Origin of the sequence: Rhodococcoides trifolii (assembly GCF_014635345.1) — a bacterium.
Classification (GTDB): Bacteria; Actinomycetota; Actinomycetes; order Mycobacteriales; family Mycobacteriaceae; genus Rhodococcoides; species Rhodococcoides trifolii.
Map to the genome: position 1 here is coordinate 383,199 of NZ_BMCU01000002.1, position 14,193 is coordinate 397,391.

Annotated in this window: 20 protein-coding genes; 1 reads left to right on the forward strand and 19 read right to left on the reverse strand. The window is 65.5% G+C overall.

Annotation, left to right across the window (positions count from 1 at the left end):
• From IEW02_RS08880 to IEW02_RS08970, 19 genes are all read right to left on the reverse strand, one after another.
• A complete protein-coding gene (locus IEW02_RS08880) occupies positions 1-2,904 on the reverse strand; it encodes a 2'-5' RNA ligase family protein (protein ID WP_188544445.1) in 2,904 nt (967 codons plus the stop codon).
• A 42-nt stretch (positions 2,905-2,946) separates the two neighbouring features.
• Positions 2,947-4,545 (reverse strand): phage minor head protein, encoded by a 1,599-nt coding sequence (locus IEW02_RS08885; RefSeq protein WP_188544446.1) that lies wholly within the window; start codon positions 4,543-4,545, stop codon positions 2,947-2,949.
• 238 nt (positions 4,546-4,783) lie between these two features.
• Positions 4,784-5,020, reverse strand: coding sequence for a hypothetical protein (locus tag IEW02_RS08890; protein ID WP_188544447.1), 237 nt, complete (start codon positions 5,018-5,020; stop codon positions 4,784-4,786).
• Positions 5,017-5,364, reverse strand: a complete 348-nt coding sequence (locus tag IEW02_RS08895; protein WP_188544448.1) for an HIT family protein — start codon at positions 5,362-5,364, stop codon at positions 5,017-5,019. The genes IEW02_RS08890 and IEW02_RS08895 overlap by 4 nt, the downstream gene beginning before the upstream one ends.
• Positions 5,361-5,594 (reverse strand): hypothetical protein, encoded by a 234-nt coding sequence (locus IEW02_RS08900; protein WP_188544449.1) that lies wholly within the window; start codon positions 5,592-5,594, stop codon positions 5,361-5,363. Before IEW02_RS08900 ends, IEW02_RS08895 begins: the two co-directional genes overlap by 4 nt.
• Positions 5,587-5,940: a hypothetical protein gene (locus IEW02_RS08905; protein WP_188544450.1), complete on the reverse strand. Its 354-nt coding sequence runs from the start codon at positions 5,938-5,940 to the stop codon at positions 5,587-5,589. Before IEW02_RS08905 ends, IEW02_RS08900 begins: the two co-directional genes overlap by 8 nt.
• Entirely contained in the window at positions 5,937-7,574 is a 1,638-nt protein-coding gene (locus tag IEW02_RS08910; protein WP_188544451.1) for a hypothetical protein, read from the reverse strand. The genes IEW02_RS08905 and IEW02_RS08910 overlap by 4 nt, the downstream gene beginning before the upstream one ends.
• Positions 7,571-7,867 (reverse strand): hypothetical protein, encoded by a 297-nt coding sequence (locus tag IEW02_RS08915; protein WP_188544452.1) that lies wholly within the window; start codon positions 7,865-7,867, stop codon positions 7,571-7,573. Before IEW02_RS08915 ends, IEW02_RS08910 begins: the two co-directional genes overlap by 4 nt.
• 62 nt (positions 7,868-7,929) lie before the next feature.
• Complete coding sequence (locus tag IEW02_RS08920) at positions 7,930-8,688, reverse strand: hypothetical protein (protein ID WP_188544453.1); 759 nt, start codon at positions 8,686-8,688, stop codon at positions 7,930-7,932.
• 55 nt (positions 8,689-8,743) lie between these two features.
• A complete protein-coding gene (locus IEW02_RS08925) occupies positions 8,744-9,211 on the reverse strand; it encodes a DUF2637 domain-containing protein (protein WP_188544454.1) in 468 nt (155 codons plus the stop codon).
• Positions 9,211-9,441, reverse strand: a complete 231-nt coding sequence (locus IEW02_RS08930; RefSeq protein WP_188544455.1) for a hypothetical protein — start codon at positions 9,439-9,441, stop codon at positions 9,211-9,213. Before IEW02_RS08930 ends, IEW02_RS08925 begins: the two co-directional genes overlap by 1 nt.
• Before the next feature lie 103 nt (positions 9,442-9,544).
• Complete coding sequence (locus IEW02_RS08935; protein ID WP_188544456.1) at positions 9,545-10,138, reverse strand: hypothetical protein; 594 nt, start codon at positions 10,136-10,138, stop codon at positions 9,545-9,547.
• Positions 10,135-10,338: a YegP family protein gene (locus IEW02_RS08940; RefSeq protein ID WP_188544457.1), complete on the reverse strand. Its 204-nt coding sequence runs from the start codon at positions 10,336-10,338 to the stop codon at positions 10,135-10,137. The genes IEW02_RS08935 and IEW02_RS08940 overlap by 4 nt, the downstream gene beginning before the upstream one ends.
• Positions 10,335-10,712 (reverse strand): hypothetical protein, encoded by a 378-nt coding sequence (locus IEW02_RS08945; protein ID WP_188544458.1) that lies wholly within the window; start codon positions 10,710-10,712, stop codon positions 10,335-10,337. Before IEW02_RS08945 ends, IEW02_RS08940 begins: the two co-directional genes overlap by 4 nt.
• Positions 10,705-10,941, reverse strand: coding sequence for a hypothetical protein (locus IEW02_RS08950; RefSeq protein ID WP_188544459.1), 237 nt, complete (start codon positions 10,939-10,941; stop codon positions 10,705-10,707). The genes IEW02_RS08945 and IEW02_RS08950 overlap by 8 nt, the downstream gene beginning before the upstream one ends.
• Complete coding sequence (locus tag IEW02_RS08955) at positions 10,938-11,141, reverse strand: hypothetical protein (protein ID WP_188544460.1); 204 nt, start codon at positions 11,139-11,141, stop codon at positions 10,938-10,940. Before IEW02_RS08955 ends, IEW02_RS08950 begins: the two co-directional genes overlap by 4 nt.
• Positions 11,141-11,710 carry a hypothetical protein gene (locus IEW02_RS08960; RefSeq protein ID WP_188544461.1) on the reverse strand — a complete coding sequence of 190 codons (570 nt, stop codon included), beginning with the start codon at positions 11,708-11,710 and terminating at the stop codon, positions 11,141-11,143. The genes IEW02_RS08955 and IEW02_RS08960 overlap by 1 nt, the downstream gene beginning before the upstream one ends.
• Positions 11,707-11,949 carry a hypothetical protein gene (locus tag IEW02_RS08965; RefSeq protein ID WP_188544462.1) on the reverse strand — a complete coding sequence of 81 codons (243 nt, stop codon included), beginning with the start codon at positions 11,947-11,949 and terminating at the stop codon, positions 11,707-11,709. The genes IEW02_RS08960 and IEW02_RS08965 overlap by 4 nt, the downstream gene beginning before the upstream one ends.
• A 53-nt stretch (positions 11,950-12,002) precedes the next feature.
• On the reverse strand, positions 12,003-13,616 hold the full coding sequence (locus IEW02_RS08970; RefSeq protein ID WP_188544463.1) for a terminase large subunit domain-containing protein: 1,614 nt from the start codon (positions 13,614-13,616) through the stop codon (positions 12,003-12,005).
• 53 nt (positions 13,617-13,669) lie between these two features.
• On the opposite strand from IEW02_RS08970, the gene IEW02_RS08975 reads away from it, so the two are divergent.
• Positions 13,670-14,191, forward strand: a complete 522-nt coding sequence (locus tag IEW02_RS08975; RefSeq protein ID WP_188544464.1) for a hypothetical protein — start codon at positions 13,670-13,672, stop codon at positions 14,189-14,191.
• Positions 14,192-14,193: the final 2 nt, after the last annotated feature.

A 14,193-nucleotide genomic window follows, 5' to 3' on the forward strand; every position in this document is an offset into this window, starting at 1 on the left:
TCAGGCGTAGAACCGTTCCATCTCGTAGAGCGCTCGCTGGCGTTGCTCCGGAGTTGCGTCGGGGTGAGTCACGAGGCGCACATTGAGCCCCGACCGCAGCACACGGTTGAACAGGTACTTTCGGCTCTCGTCGTCGTAGTTGCCGCTGTCCGGGTCGAACACGTCGAGGGCGGCGCCGAAGTCGCTGTACACCTCGACCAGTTCGGGTGTGGACATACCGGCGCGGGTCAGCTTCTCGCCGAACAGGTCCGGTGACAGCGGCCTCGGGTCGACGTATCCGCGGTGTGCGTCGATAATCGCGCTGAAGTCGTCCCCGATGCGGTCGATCTGCGCCTCAGCGATTGCGGCGTCATCGTCCAGGCTTTCGGGTAGGTCACCGCCGGCGATCCAATCGCTGAACAACTCGACGTTGAGCCCGGCGGCTATGACGTCGTCCGCCACTGCTTTCACGTCGACGTCTTCCATTCCTGCTGTGTCGGGGCGATTCTTGCCGTATTCGTGGCGGTCGTTGTAGATGCTGAGGCGAACCGCTTCGGCGAGCATCAGCCCGGTGTTGGGTTTCGCGGAGGCGAGGTCGGTGGCCCGGTAGTTGGTGGTGTACTCCGGAAACGGTGTACCTCCGGCGGGGCCGGGTGGGCGTGCATCGGTGTTGATGACCGATCCCATCGGCTGCCCGTAATACCGTGCACCTTCAGGGGTTTCGACGCGGCGGACGGCGGCGCGGGCGAGTGCGTTCTTCTCACCCTTCTGCTTCCCGGGCCACCGGCCGAACACCCGGTGGTAGTACTTCGCGGCGAGGCCGTGGATCTGCTCGATGGTCATGTCGTCGCCGGCGACCTTCGTCAGTTCCTTCACGAGCTGGGTGTACGGGTGTGCGCCGCGCGCCCACTTCGCGAGGCCCTTGCCTTCGGTCCAGTACCGCTCCAGCGGCTTCGCCTTCTGGTCGTCGGTCTTGGCGGCGGCTCGTTCGGGTTCCGGCTCGGACGCCGATTCACTCTCGGAGAAACTGGGGGTCAGGCTGGTGTGTCCGATCGTCACCTGCACTACGCGGTGCGCTGCGGCTTGTACGCGGTGAGCTCGCACTCGCTGCGCTGCACGGGCGATGCGGCTTTCGCGGTCCCGTGTTGCAGCGAGCGCGGCGAGGTCCACTCGTTTCGGCTCCACCGGGCGGCCTTGAATCATCGGTGCGGCCGATGCGACCAGGGTGTGCACCCCAGGTGCTGTGTACGAGCGGGTCGGTGGGGCCATAAACCCTGGCGAGTTCACGGACAACACCGCGATGAGTTGCAGGCGTCTTGGTGAGCTGGCATTTGCGCGGAGACGGCGCCAGTCGCCAGATACTGCTGATGCCTGGATCATGGTGATCTGTTCGTCGCTGAGGCCAGGCACGAGGCGCCCGGACACGAACGGGCCGAACTCACCGTTGCGGCACCGAACCAGCGCGCCGACGGTGCCGGTGTTGTCGTAGTGCGACAACGCGCCCTGCGCGCCGAGCTTGTCACCCGCATGGCCGGTGCCGAACGTGATCTTCCCGACGCGGGTCATCCCGTTGGTCGTGGCGATGGGCCCACCCTGGTGAAACGCGTTGTAGTCGTCGTTCTCGACGTACGGCGGGGTGGTGCAGTTGTCAGGGAACGCTGCATGGCATGAATCCCACGGCGCAACGTGACCGAAGACTCGGCCGTCGTCGGTCACAGTGAGCATCGTGTACTCGTCGGGTTCGGGCTGCTCGAAGTCTTTGGCGTCGTACACGATCCCAGCGGCAACGAGGCCCTCGGTGAGCGGCTCGAGGTGAATGTCGCGGACGTCCTCGTCGGCCCACGACAGGCGGATCCGGTCGAAGCGGATGGCGCCGGTCTCCTTCAGCTCGGACACGTCGAGGCCGTACCCGGCGGTGATGTGGGGCAGGAAGTTGTCGTACGGTTCGGGAATCGGCGCCAACCCTGGGGTGTCCGCGATCGCGCCGTACATCATCGATTGCATCCCCGACAGGCCCATCGCCTGCACGAGGTACACCGCGCACGGGTTGTCGCCGTCGGGGTTGAACTGGGCGTGCCCCATGACAGTGCCGTTCAGCGGCACCGTGAAGTCGAGCTCGCGGACGGCCGCCTCGAGCTGGTCCCGCGCTTCGGGTGACCAGTCGGCGGCTTCGCCAAGGAAAACCATCGTGGTGTGCAGCACCTCCGGTGCTTCGTACCCTTCGACGGCGAGGCGCTCGCAGTCCGCCTGCGATGGGATCAGAGCCACCATCGCCCCGGTGTGCACCGCCGCCGCGGCCACCAGAGCTTCGCGAGCGCGGACGGGGGCGAACTCCTCACCCCACACCGGCTCGATGCGAGCGGATTCGAACGCCGGCCCCGCCACGAGGGTGGTGCCCATCAGCTTCCACCCGGGCACGCGGAACAGCACGTTCGCCACAAGCGGCGGTTCGGGTGCGGGGCCTTCGCCGCCTGCGGCTTCCCAGTCGGTCATCGCCGTTTCGTAGGCGGTGAACATCTCCTCCGGCATCTCGACGTCGTCGGCGTCGAGGGGAACCTGTTCGACGGTGATGTCGGACATGTCGGCACTGACCCATCCGGCGGTGCCGCGGCCGACGCGCCCGGCCCAGTCGCGGGCTTCGGGGTCGTCGAGGTCGAACGGTCCTTCGGCCCATAGATGCCCGTCCTGCACCCACGCGCGGGTGATGAGACCGACGACGATGCTGCCGTCGTGTCCTTCGGCGAGGGACTTCTGCGCGGACAGTGGCAGCGGCAGCGGGCGGATCAGCGGTTCGGCACCGTCGGCCAGGACGAACTCTCGCCGGTCACCGGAGCGGGTGTTCATCGGCATGATCGGGCCCCTGAAGCCCGTGGGCAGGCCCGTCCGATCAGCCTCGGTCGGGGTGTCGATCGTGGGTGCGGTCATCGCCGGTTCCTCCTGTGTGTGGACACAGACCAGAGTATCCAGCTACATAGATGGTTCTGGGGATTCCTCGGGTGGCATGACAGTCGCTTCGACGACTGGCACCTGCCCTTGGGCGTAGGTGACGGCGCCGATGGCGAGGACGGTGCCGACGGGTAGGAGCAGGTCATTGTCGTCACCGCCGAACGTGGGGAGCCACAGTGCGGGTGTTCCGGTGGGCGCGTGGACCCGCAGATGGATGGCGCCGCCGCCGGATGTGGTGGGCACGCGGATCGGCGGTGCGGCCGTCAGGTTGGTGGGGAGGAACCCCGGCACGGTGACCTGGGAGTCGGTCAGGGCGGGAAGGTCGGCGGTGGGGACACCGAGGACGGGGAGAACGTCGGGCACCGCAACCGCTGTGTCCACCGTGGCGGGCAGCGGCGTCATCAGTTCCTCGAGCAGCTCAACATCCGACGGCTCGTCCGACTGTTCGGGGCTGTCCGTTCCCCATTCGATAGCTTCGCCCTGTACAGCGGCGGGTGCGCGGAGCCACCGTTGCACCGCCTGCTGCTGCTCTGGTGACGCGTCCTCCGCCGCGTCTGCGAACGTCTCGTCGAGCTGCTCGGCGACCTCCTCCACTGAAAGCGGAGCAGGCTCGGGTGTGGGATCGTCCTCCGGTTCAGGTTCTGCCGCATCGGGCACTGGCGGTTCCGGCGTCGCCCGCGTTTCCGGAACGTCGTCCAGGTCGACAACTTCGTCGGCCATCTCCCGCTTCACCCGGTCCACCGCGTCCGCCACTTCGGCGTCGTCGTCGGGCCCGAGGCGCGCATTCATCGGTCCGACACCGCGGCCGCCCCACTGCCCCTGCAGCTCCGACTGCGTCTCGGTGTCGGTGAGGATCCGCATTGTGCACCGGCAGTTGATCGTTTCGTGGGCGGGGCCGAACGGGTCAGCAGGATGCTGCAGCGGGAAGCCACCGACGGTGAACGGTTCGGCGAGGCGCACCATCTGCCCGTCCGCCACTGCGTGGGTGTGCCGGGTGCGTTCGTCGGACGTGGCGAGCCACGCCTTGAACATGCGGTCGCCGGTGATGTCCTCTGCAGCTTGCGCGGCGGCGAGGGTGCCGGCGTTCATCGCGCCTTGCACTTCGGTGCGGGCGATGCGGCGTGCTTTCCATTGCCACTCTTCGTTGCGTTCGTCGTGCTGCTGCCACAGTTGGCGGCGGCGGCCGCGTAATCCGGGCAGTTCGGAGCGGGGTGTGTCGGGGTCTGCGAGTTGCTTGTCGATGACGCCGATGTCGGCGCGGATGCGGCGTGCTGGTGCGTCGATGTTGAGGACGCGGCCGATGCGTTCTTCGATCTGTTCCATGCTTTCGCCTTCGGCGATGGCTTCGAGGAGTTCGGGTCGGAGTTCTTCGAATGCGCCTTCGGGCCAGATGACGAGGCGGTCGTGGACGGTGGCCATGTGCGCTTCTTGGTAGTGCACGGGGGTGAGGTCGGCGGTGCGTGCGTTGGCGCGGAATGCTTCGCCGAACGCTTCGGTGATGGCGGGTTCGATGTGTTCGGTGAGTGCGCGCGCCCAGACGTGGAAGGAGGCTTGGGCGGCGTCGACGTCGGGTGGTTCACCGGATGAGGCGGTGAGGGTGTCCCTTACATCGGAGGTCATAATTTGACCTTTTCGTGCACCATCCGCAGGTGGGTGGCGGTTGGTGACATTTGCTGTAAAAAATTTACCGCCAATGTCACCCGTCGATGCGGTGAGCGTGTCGGGTAGCGGTTGGTGCAACACCAGCGCTCGGGCCGCGTCCAACCATTCGGTCATCGCGGTGACCACAGCGGCGTGCACCCGTCGTTCCTGCGCCCGCATCATCCGTTCATTGCGCAGGCGCAGCGGGAGGTGCGGGTCACGTCTCATCAGGCGCCGCTCTGTGTCGCTTCACGAGCCCGTACGCGTGGGTGCCGCCGTACAGGAACGCGGATACGAGGAACCACCACTGCTGCGTCGCTACGGCATACGCGACCCACAGGAACTGCGCGGCGATCCCGATCGTCGGGCCGAGCTTCGACTGCGACCGGTACGCCAGGGCGATGCCGGCCACGCCGATCACGATGAGGGTGAACGACCACCACAGGCTGATCATCGCCGCTGTCCGGTCCACGGCAGCGTGAGGCCGTCGTCTGCGCAACGCGGCACTACGTGAATGTGCAGGTGCATCACAGTCTGAGTGGCGGCCGCACCCACCGACGTGATGATGTTGGCTGGTCCGACATCATCACGCACGAACCGCGATGCGGCCTGCATGACGACACCTGCGATTGTCGGGAACTCGGCAGCGGACTCGACGTGCGCTGTCGGCACGAACAGTGTGTGGCCAGGGGTGACGGGGTTCAGCGGAGCGAACCACACCACTCCGAACGAGTCGATGGAGTCGGTACCGTCGTACTCCTCGTTTGCGATGCGGTCGCAGAACACGCAGTCGATCATCCGGTCCACACCGTCATGCGGCGGGCGATGCACCAATCCTCGAACTGCCGCACCTGCTCGGAGTTGTACGCGAGCCACAGTGCCATCGCCGACCCGATCATCTGGGTGCCGCTGGTGTCGTCGGAGAACATCCCACCCACCAACAGCTCAGCGGCGATGGTGAACGGCACGTTGTCCACCATCCACTGCGCAGCCACTGCTGGTGTGGCGTCCGCCGCGAGGTCACTCACCGTGACCCACCAGCGCCGCCACCAACCGATCGCGGGTGTGCGGCTCCCTCCGCACCAGCAGTCCCCGCACGTAGATGTCGCACGCCTCGTACATCGCGTGTCGACCGGGCAACACCAACGCGAGGTGGTCCCACGCCCCGTCGAGCAAGCGGTCGCACCCGTCAGGGGTGTCAGCGTTGAACAAGCGGGTGTACAGCAAGTAGTCGGGTACGCCGTTGGCGTGGGCACGGTTCTGACGGGGGTTGCCGTTCTGGCGGCCGCGGCACCGTTTCCCCGCGAGCTCGAGCGCGCGAAGCACCGCCACTTCGCAGGCGAGGAATTCGTCGATGGTGACGGTTGCGGTCACGGCGTCGCCCCGTCGTCGGGGGTGATGGTGCTGTCGGGTGGGTCTGGTATCGCGGTGTCAGTGCGGTCCGCTGTACCGGCCCCACGGCTGGGCGTCGGGTTCTCGTCGCCCGGGTTGTTCGCTGGCGCCGCCGTCACACCGGTCAGCGCGTCGATCACCGACCGGTCGATGTTCGGCACGATCGCGGGAAGCAACGCGTACGCGAAGTTCGGGTTCGCATCCAGCAGCCGGATCATCAGTCGGCGGGTCCGCTCCGTGTCGTCCGGAACGTCGTCGTCGTCGAAACCGGACTCCCGCAGCAGCGCCTCGGCGGACAGCTCGTCCTTGTCGAACAGGGACTGCGCGTCCTTCGACCGGTCGGGGCGCAGCGCCAACGGTGATGTGTCGAACCAGATTTGGTACTTGTCCCAGTCGGGCACACCGAGCTGCTCGAGCGCCGGCTGATACCAGCCGACGGTGAGGGCGTGGCAGATCGTCGCCGCCACAGGGGAGATGGACAGGGTGACTTCGTCTTCGCTGATCTGCCAGGCGGACCAGTGGTTCGCCCCTCCGGATCCCATGCCCAGCAGCACTTCGGGTGGTGCGTCCATGCCGAGGGCGATGCGGCGGATCTCTTCGGAGCGGAGGTCCTTCGCCTGCGGGTCGAGGGGGGTGGTGAAGGTGATGTGCTTGATCTTGTCGATCAGTTCGGCGGGCAGCTTCGCCACGAACGGCACCAGGGCGGACGCACTGTCGCGGTCTTTGACGGGGGTGACCATGGAAACCATCAGGTCGCGGACGAACGGGTCGATGTCGTCTTCGTCGTCGAACCCTGATGCACCTTGCCCGGCGAGCGCTTCGATTTCCTGCGGCACCAGCAGCATCCCGGCGCCGGCCAATCGTGATTCGACTTGTGCGCTGGTGTGTTTGGACAGTTCGCGGAGTGTGCGGGCGTTGGACAGCACCGCGCGGGCGGGGCAATCAGGGAGGGCGGAGTATTCGGGGTCGGGGATCCAGCAGCGGACGACGAGCTCGTCGTCGCGGAGGTTGCGGTTCTCGATGCCGTCGTTGAGTTTCCAGTTGGTGCCGGATCCGGTGACTTCGTTGGTGGAGCGTGGTTCGAGGGTGTGGTTGCCGTGTTCGTCTTCGCTGATCACGAACAGTGATTCACCGGCGAACGACAGGTGTTGGGCGGCTCGTTTGGTGACTTGCTGCGTGCGGGCGCGGGACCCGAACATGCCTTGCGCGAGGTCGAGGGCGGGGCCGTCTTCGACTGGGGTGGGGGCGTTCATGGGGTTCTCGACTTTGGCGCCGAAGAACACGACGCGGGACACTCCGCGGGCGACGCGGTCACCTGCGAAGCGGAATTCGCCGATTTCTTTCCGCAGTTCCCATGACTCTTGTTGCCAGGGCATTTTCTTCCACTGGGCTTTGCTGGTTTGGGCGACGTTGGGGCCGTGTACGACTTGGGCGGCGGCGGTGAGTGCTTCGGTGTCGTCGGTGCTGTTGGGGAGGTTGTAGTGGCCGATGATGGCGCCGGGGACGTTGCGGATGCGTGTGTTGGCGACGGTGCTTCGTGAGGGGGTGAGGGCTTCGGCTTCTTGGGCGGCGGTGGATTCGGGGCGGCGGCCGCGGCGGCGGGCGGGGGTGGTCATGCGTCACCGTCGAGCCAGGAGGCGGCGATGCCGATGATGTAGGAGGCGGTGGCGACCATGGCGGGGATGAGGAATCCGGGGTGTTCGCCGTAGAACCAGGCTGTGGTGAAGATGGCTGCGCCGATGTAGGGGGAGAGGCACCAGGGGCAGGTGACGAGGTAGGCGCTGTCGGAGTCGGCGCCGCGGCGGCGGATGACGAGTGCTCGGAGGTAGCGGGTCACGTAGTCATCTGAGATGAGCCTGGTGAGTCTGGCGGTGGCGCCGAGTGCGAGCAGGAACACCGTGACGGTCACAGGGCCTCCGTTGTCTGTAGGTGGATACAGACAAGAGTATCCGCACTCAGCGCACGCGAAGCCTAAGCGGATTCGTACTTCCCTCGCAGTGAGTCAACCGCGGCGGTGAACAGGATGCCGAACTCGTGAATATTCGCGAATGTAGCGCTGCGAGCCGTCCCGCCCTGGTACTGCCTGGCGACGTACTCGGACGCCTGCATGAGCGCCAGGTATGAGTCTTCGTATTCGAGTATCAGCAGCGTCGCGGCAACCGCGGTCAAATCGGCGCGCGCTACTTCACACGCAGCAATCGCTGCATCGACATTCTCCGTGAACGCCCCTTCCAGTTCGAGCCACTCTTTTCGGTCGCGTGCTGTTTGCTCGTCGAGATCGACGGCTTTGTCGATCGCGACGTAAGCGGTTCGTAGTGCGATCAAAGATTCGGTGGCTTTGCCGACCGTCTCGAAAGTGACTTGTCGGCGGTGTTTCTTCTCCTCCGATCGGAGCAGCGTCGCGTTGTTGGCGTCTGCGACATTCGCCTGCATTTCAAGTTGTTCTTTGGATTGGCGTCGCTGTTCCTTCATCTGGCGGTCGAAGTTGTCACGCTCGAATTTGAGTTGCTTCTCGAACTTGTCGCGTTCGTCCTGCCGGGTTTCTTTCTGGCCCTGGAATGCTATTGCTGCGGCAGCGAGGAGGAACGGGCCACCAATTAGACCGGCAATGATCGTTGCCTGTGGTTGTGTGAAATCCCAGTCCATCAGGTGTTGCCATAGAGAACCGAGGACGATAACAGTGGCCGGTACCGAGAGGGCGAGCAACGTCAGCTTGACCTTCGTCGTCATTGGCAGATCATGCCTTGGTGGCTTGTCCGAGTCTGCGGTGGCCCAATGTCGTCGGTCATGGTTGTGCTCCTGTGATGGCCCAGTCGGCGCCTGCGCGTGGCCGGGTGAGTGCGGCGGTCAGTAGGCCACCCGCGGTCGGGGCGGGTGCCGGCGGTTGGGTGCGGGTAAGTTTCACCGTCAGGTGTGTGGCCACGAGCAGCACGATGGACGGCACGGCGGCCATCGGTCCGGTCACTGCGAACGGCAGCTCTGTTGGTGTGACGTACGCGTGCGCGATGTTCGCCGCGCCGGATACCCCGGTCGCCCCGATGAGCACCACCCACGCGTACACGCGACCCGAGACGGTGGTGAACACGGCCAGCTCCGCCACGACGACCAGGCCGTCCACGATGACGGGCCATGCGAGGGATTGCCAGTGCCCGTACCCGCCGCGTGCTGCGAGGTTGGACACCTGGGAGAACGACAGGAAGAACGCGAGCGCCCCGATGAGGGTGGTGGTGGCAACGGCGGTGCGACGGATCATCACCACCACCCCGCGACTGTTCCGAGCCACACCATCGCGGTGATGAGCACGATAATGATGAACAATCCGTGCGCGATGATCCAGAACGCCATCGCGAGAGTTACCAAGTATCGGGTTTCTGCGTAGTCGTAGCGGCATCGCCAGCCGATCCACGCGGCGTAGGTCCATCCTCCGTACAGCACCACCAGGACTCCAATGAATGCGGTGGAGGCGACCCCTGCCGCGGTCATTCGTCGTCTCCTGTGATGTCGCGCCAGATGAGGACGCCGACCCCGGTCAGGACAGCGCCGACCACTCCGAGGGCGATGAGGCCGTAGAACGTGAACGACGCGGTCACAGCTGCGGCCGGTTGACGATGCGGCAGAACGATCTGTGCGTCGAGGCTCGGCACGTCGACCCGCCGCTGCACACCGCGCCGTACGTGTAACCGGGGTAGGGGGCGTCATCCAAAACGTCAGCCAGCGCACCAAACTGGCGCATCAGGTCAAGCACCTTGGCCACCGACCGCTGCAGTTGCTCAGCCGTCTGCCGTTCGGGTGTGGGGACGCGCCCTTGATAGACGTGCTGGGCCTCCAACGCCATGCGCGCCTCGTCGTAGGGTCGGCGTACCGGCTGGCCGAACCGTGACGACCCGCCGCCGGCGCCGCCTGAACCCCCGCCGGCGAACGTGACCGTGCCGAGGCCACCACCACCGCCACCACCGCCTACGCCTGGCAGTATCGGGTTGGCGTGGTAGTGGGCCATCTTCACGTCGTCGTACACGATGGCCCGCTGCAGATCATCGGCGCACTGATCCAGAACTTGGGCCACGTTGTTCGTCGGTATGTGGTCAGTGCCCCACCGTCGGCGCAGCTGCCGTGCGTTGTCCCGCCACTTGGTCACCAGATCAATCGGCAGCCACGGGCTTTGGTCGTTGTTGTTGGTCATTGTTCCCCCGTCGTGAGTTGGTATCCGTTGTAGCCGTTGGCTGCTCGCATGCCGTTGATGCAGTCGGCGCGGTTCTTGTAGCCCTCGCCGGAGTCGGAGAGGATGCGTCCGTTGGTGGCGCGGCGTTGCCACCGCCATTCGCCGATGGAGTCGCGGTACACCCGCACAGTCGGCAGACGAACAGGCTCGGCGGCGGTCATGACTCACCCCCAGCGACCTGGAGGGCCCCGTATCTGCGTACGAGTTCAGGCCAGGTCAAATAAACTTTGCCGCCGTTGACGTAGCCCTTCCACCAGTGGCCGTCTGTGGTGCGCCCAAAGCGGATTGGTTCGCCGTACTGATCCTCGATATCGGATTCGACAGCAAGTACGTGCCGTTCGGGTTCAGGCTGGGAATCGATGATGGCGATGCCGGGGAGGGCTGCGATCACAGCGGCCTGGTGAAGGTTGAACTGCAGGCCCCAGTCGTCATCACCCTGCTCGTCGATGCTCCATCCGCAGTCGCGGCACTTACCCCATCCGTCGTTCTCGTGTGCTGACAACGCTTTCGCGATGAGTGCCTGCGCTTCACTCATCGTGGCTGACCTCTTTGGACGGGTCGATGTTCATGGCCTCGGACAGCGCCCGCAGGATCTCGGGGTCCGCATCGGCCGCGATGACCACAACCGGTCGTGCGGCCATGGCGAGCGTGGCGTGCACGAGCGCCTGCGTCGCGACGAGCTGTGCGTGCCCGTCCTCGATGTCCACCTCGTCCGAGGTGATGAGCAGACGTTCGGCTGTGGCGTAGTGCTGCTGTGCGTTCATGTGGGTCCTTGCTGGTGAATGTGGTTGAGGGACTGGCGGATCACTTCGAACGGGTCAGCACTGTTCACGCGGATCAGGCACCCCGCGTGCTCGTCGGTGCCGAAGCGGCGCAGATGCACCAGCCACTGCCCGTCCGTTTTCTGCTCGGCGTCGAACGACCCGACGGTGTCCGGCACATCCACCTCGAAATAGATGCGCATCAGGTGAGCTCGGCGTACGTCACGAACGGGGCGACCATCTCGGGGTGGCCGGCCTCGATACCGCGCCAGTCCCGGCCGACGTACGGTCCCCCGTCGATTGAGGTGTACGAGTACTGCAGCACCGATTCCAACGCTCCTGTGCCGGGCTTCCGCTCTCCTGTGCCGCCCTTCCGCCAGAGCACATCACCGTTACCGTCGCGCACCACAATCCCAATCGGCACGTCTTCCATCGTCTGAAACCGCGGCGGCGGCGTAGCTAGATTCGGCTTGGGCGCGGGCGGCATCAGCTCGGCAACAACCGCTTCCACCCGGCCCGGCTCGAGCGGGTCGATGCCCTCCTGCAAGTCGTACAGGGTGTCGGTGACGTCGTTGTTCTCGACTGTGGCGCACAGTGCCCACCACCCACCGCCCTTGCCCTCGGTTGTGACGGTGGCGTCGTCGGGCAGCGAAAGCTCGGCGCATTCCATCAGGAATTCCCGCATGATCCCCAGCGGCGGCAACGTGCCGTGGAACGACGTCGACGTGACTGTGCGCGTGATGTAGTGCCGGCGCTCCACCTTCATGGTCACCGCAGCACCTCGATGGGCGCCTCGTGGCGGGCGATGTTCTCCGAGCTGCACGGCCGCGGCATCCCCGCCTCGTACCAGGGCAGCAGGTGGGCGTGCAGCTTCTGGTACACCAGCCCGATCTTGGTGCCGTCGTCGCAGCGGATCACCGCGCCGATGGGCAACGCGTTCAGTTGCTTCTCGACGTCGAGGCGGTCGCCGGGTTCGATTCTGCGCGTGGGAACAGTGGTCGGTGTCGTCATGTGGGAGACGCTACCGTCGCGGGGAAACAGTGTCCACTGTTACCGCATACAGATCAGCGGGTGATGCGCCGAGCAGCCACACCAGTAGCGCGCTGCACCTCGTCCTTCCGCTTCCCCGCCACACTCACCACCTTCGCCCCCGACGCCACCGCGGGCAGCAGCTCGTACGCCAAGTGCACACCCGCATCCAACGCACCCGGTGACCACTCCGACCCCGGCTCCCACATCTCGAACTCCGACTTCAGCTCGTTCAATTCCAACGCCGGGCCGAACCACGCACGCCCCGTGTTCACCGCCTGCGCGATCGGCTCCGCCCGCAGGAACTTCGACTTGCGGGACGCGACGCCGGTGACCATCGGGCACAACGCGCCACGCGGGATGTAGGACTCCCCGGTGTCAGGGTTCGTTTCGTGTTGCAGCGCGAGCCACGCCTGCTTGATGAGGGTGCCGGCCTGGTCGCCGCCGTAGTTGTTCTCGTACACGATGCGGTCGGCGTCGATCTCGTGGGCGAGTAGGCACGCTTCCCTCGACCACTTGTCCGACGACATGCGGGCGGTGCGTGAGTGGGTCCACCAGAACCGGCCCGACGTGTCGAGGTGGCCGCCGATGATGCCCGCGGTGTCCCTGCCACCACCCGACGGGTCGATGCCCACGCCGGTGCGGCGGGCGGGGCCGGGGATGCCAGTGCGGTCTCGGATCATGTCCTTCGACAGCAGCACGCCTTGGGTGCCGAACGGGGAGCACTGGAACAGGCTGTTCCAGTCGCGGGTGGACACGGATGCTTTGCGTCCGGACCAGTGGCGGTTCAGCGCATCGTGGTCGTTCTCGGGGATCTGGGGGTGCGACAGCGGTGTTCCGATGGGGCGGCCCAGGCTATCGGGGTGGATGTTGCGGTCAGGGTCCGGCTGAACTGCCACGGCGGGGAGGTACAGGACAATCCACTTGCCGCCTTCGTCGATGGTGCCGTCCAGTTCGAGGCGTTCTCCGGCGAGGTCGTCTTTGTGCCAGCGGGTCATGGTCATGATTTCGCGGGCTTCGGGGTGCTTACGGGTGGTGAATGCGGAGGAGTACCACTCGGATACGGCTTTGCGGATGACGGGGGAGTCGGCTTGAGCGCGGTCGGCGTAGGGGTCGTCGATGATTCCGAGGTTCATCTGCTTGCCGGTGATGCCGCCGCGCACACCTTTGGAGAGCATTCCGCCGCCTGCGGTGGTGGTCCATTCGGCGCGGGTGTTTTCGTCGCGTTTGAGTTGGAGGCCGTAGGGGGCGCCGTAGTCCTCGACGAAGTCTCGGCATGCTGCGCCGTGTCCTTGGGCGAGGGATGCGGCGTAGGAGCAGAGGACGATGCGGTCGGTGGGGTTGCGGGTGAGGAGCCAGAACGGGAACCACCGGCTGATGATGGTGGATTTTCCGGATTGGGGTGGGGCGAAGACCATGAGGCCGGCGCCGGGTGTGGCGGAGAGTTGCACGAGGGCTTTGTCGATGGCGATGAGGTGCTCGCGCGGCACTTGGCGGGGGTCGCATTTCTGGGCCAGTTGGAGTGGCCCTTCGATTGCGTTGTTGATGGGGATACCCAGTTTGATTGATGTTTCGGCGAGTTTGTCGCGGAGAGCGCGTTTCTCACGGTCGGGGAGTTTCCGCCACTCACCCGATTCGAGGAGGCTCATGCGGGCGTCCCAACAGCAGTGCGCAGGAGCGAACGGTCTGCGACGATCACGCCGTGGCTATCTCTGATTTCGCGTGGGCGGCTGGCGCAGTTGGCGCTGTTACCGCCGCCCTGATCGCCGGGTCTGTTGCACGGCGCAACGCGCAGAAACACCCGTACGAGCGGCTGAAGCTGCTGGTGGAGATTGCCGAGAAGATGCCGGCTCGCGCCGACAGCGAGGGTGTTCTCAAAGCCGCGATTGGTGAGGAACTCCGGGCGCTCCGTGAGATGCGCTCGTTCGACAAACTGCATCCGTGGCTTCGGCGAATTCAGTACGGTGCTGCGCCAGTGTCTTTCGTGTTGGTGGCTCTGATCGCCGCTCTGACGAGCGAACGCGGCCCGTTTCCCGCAACGTCGACTTGGCAGGTCGTTGGAGGGATTGCCGTCGCCTGCGTTATCGGGGTGGGTGGCGGTTTCATCGCGGGACGCATTTCTCGGATGCGACAGAAGGCGCGAACCAGCGAACGAGTCAACCAGGTCGCCCACGGGAGTGATAGCTCGCCTCAGCTGGATCCGTCCGCAGATGAAGTTGGGTAGGT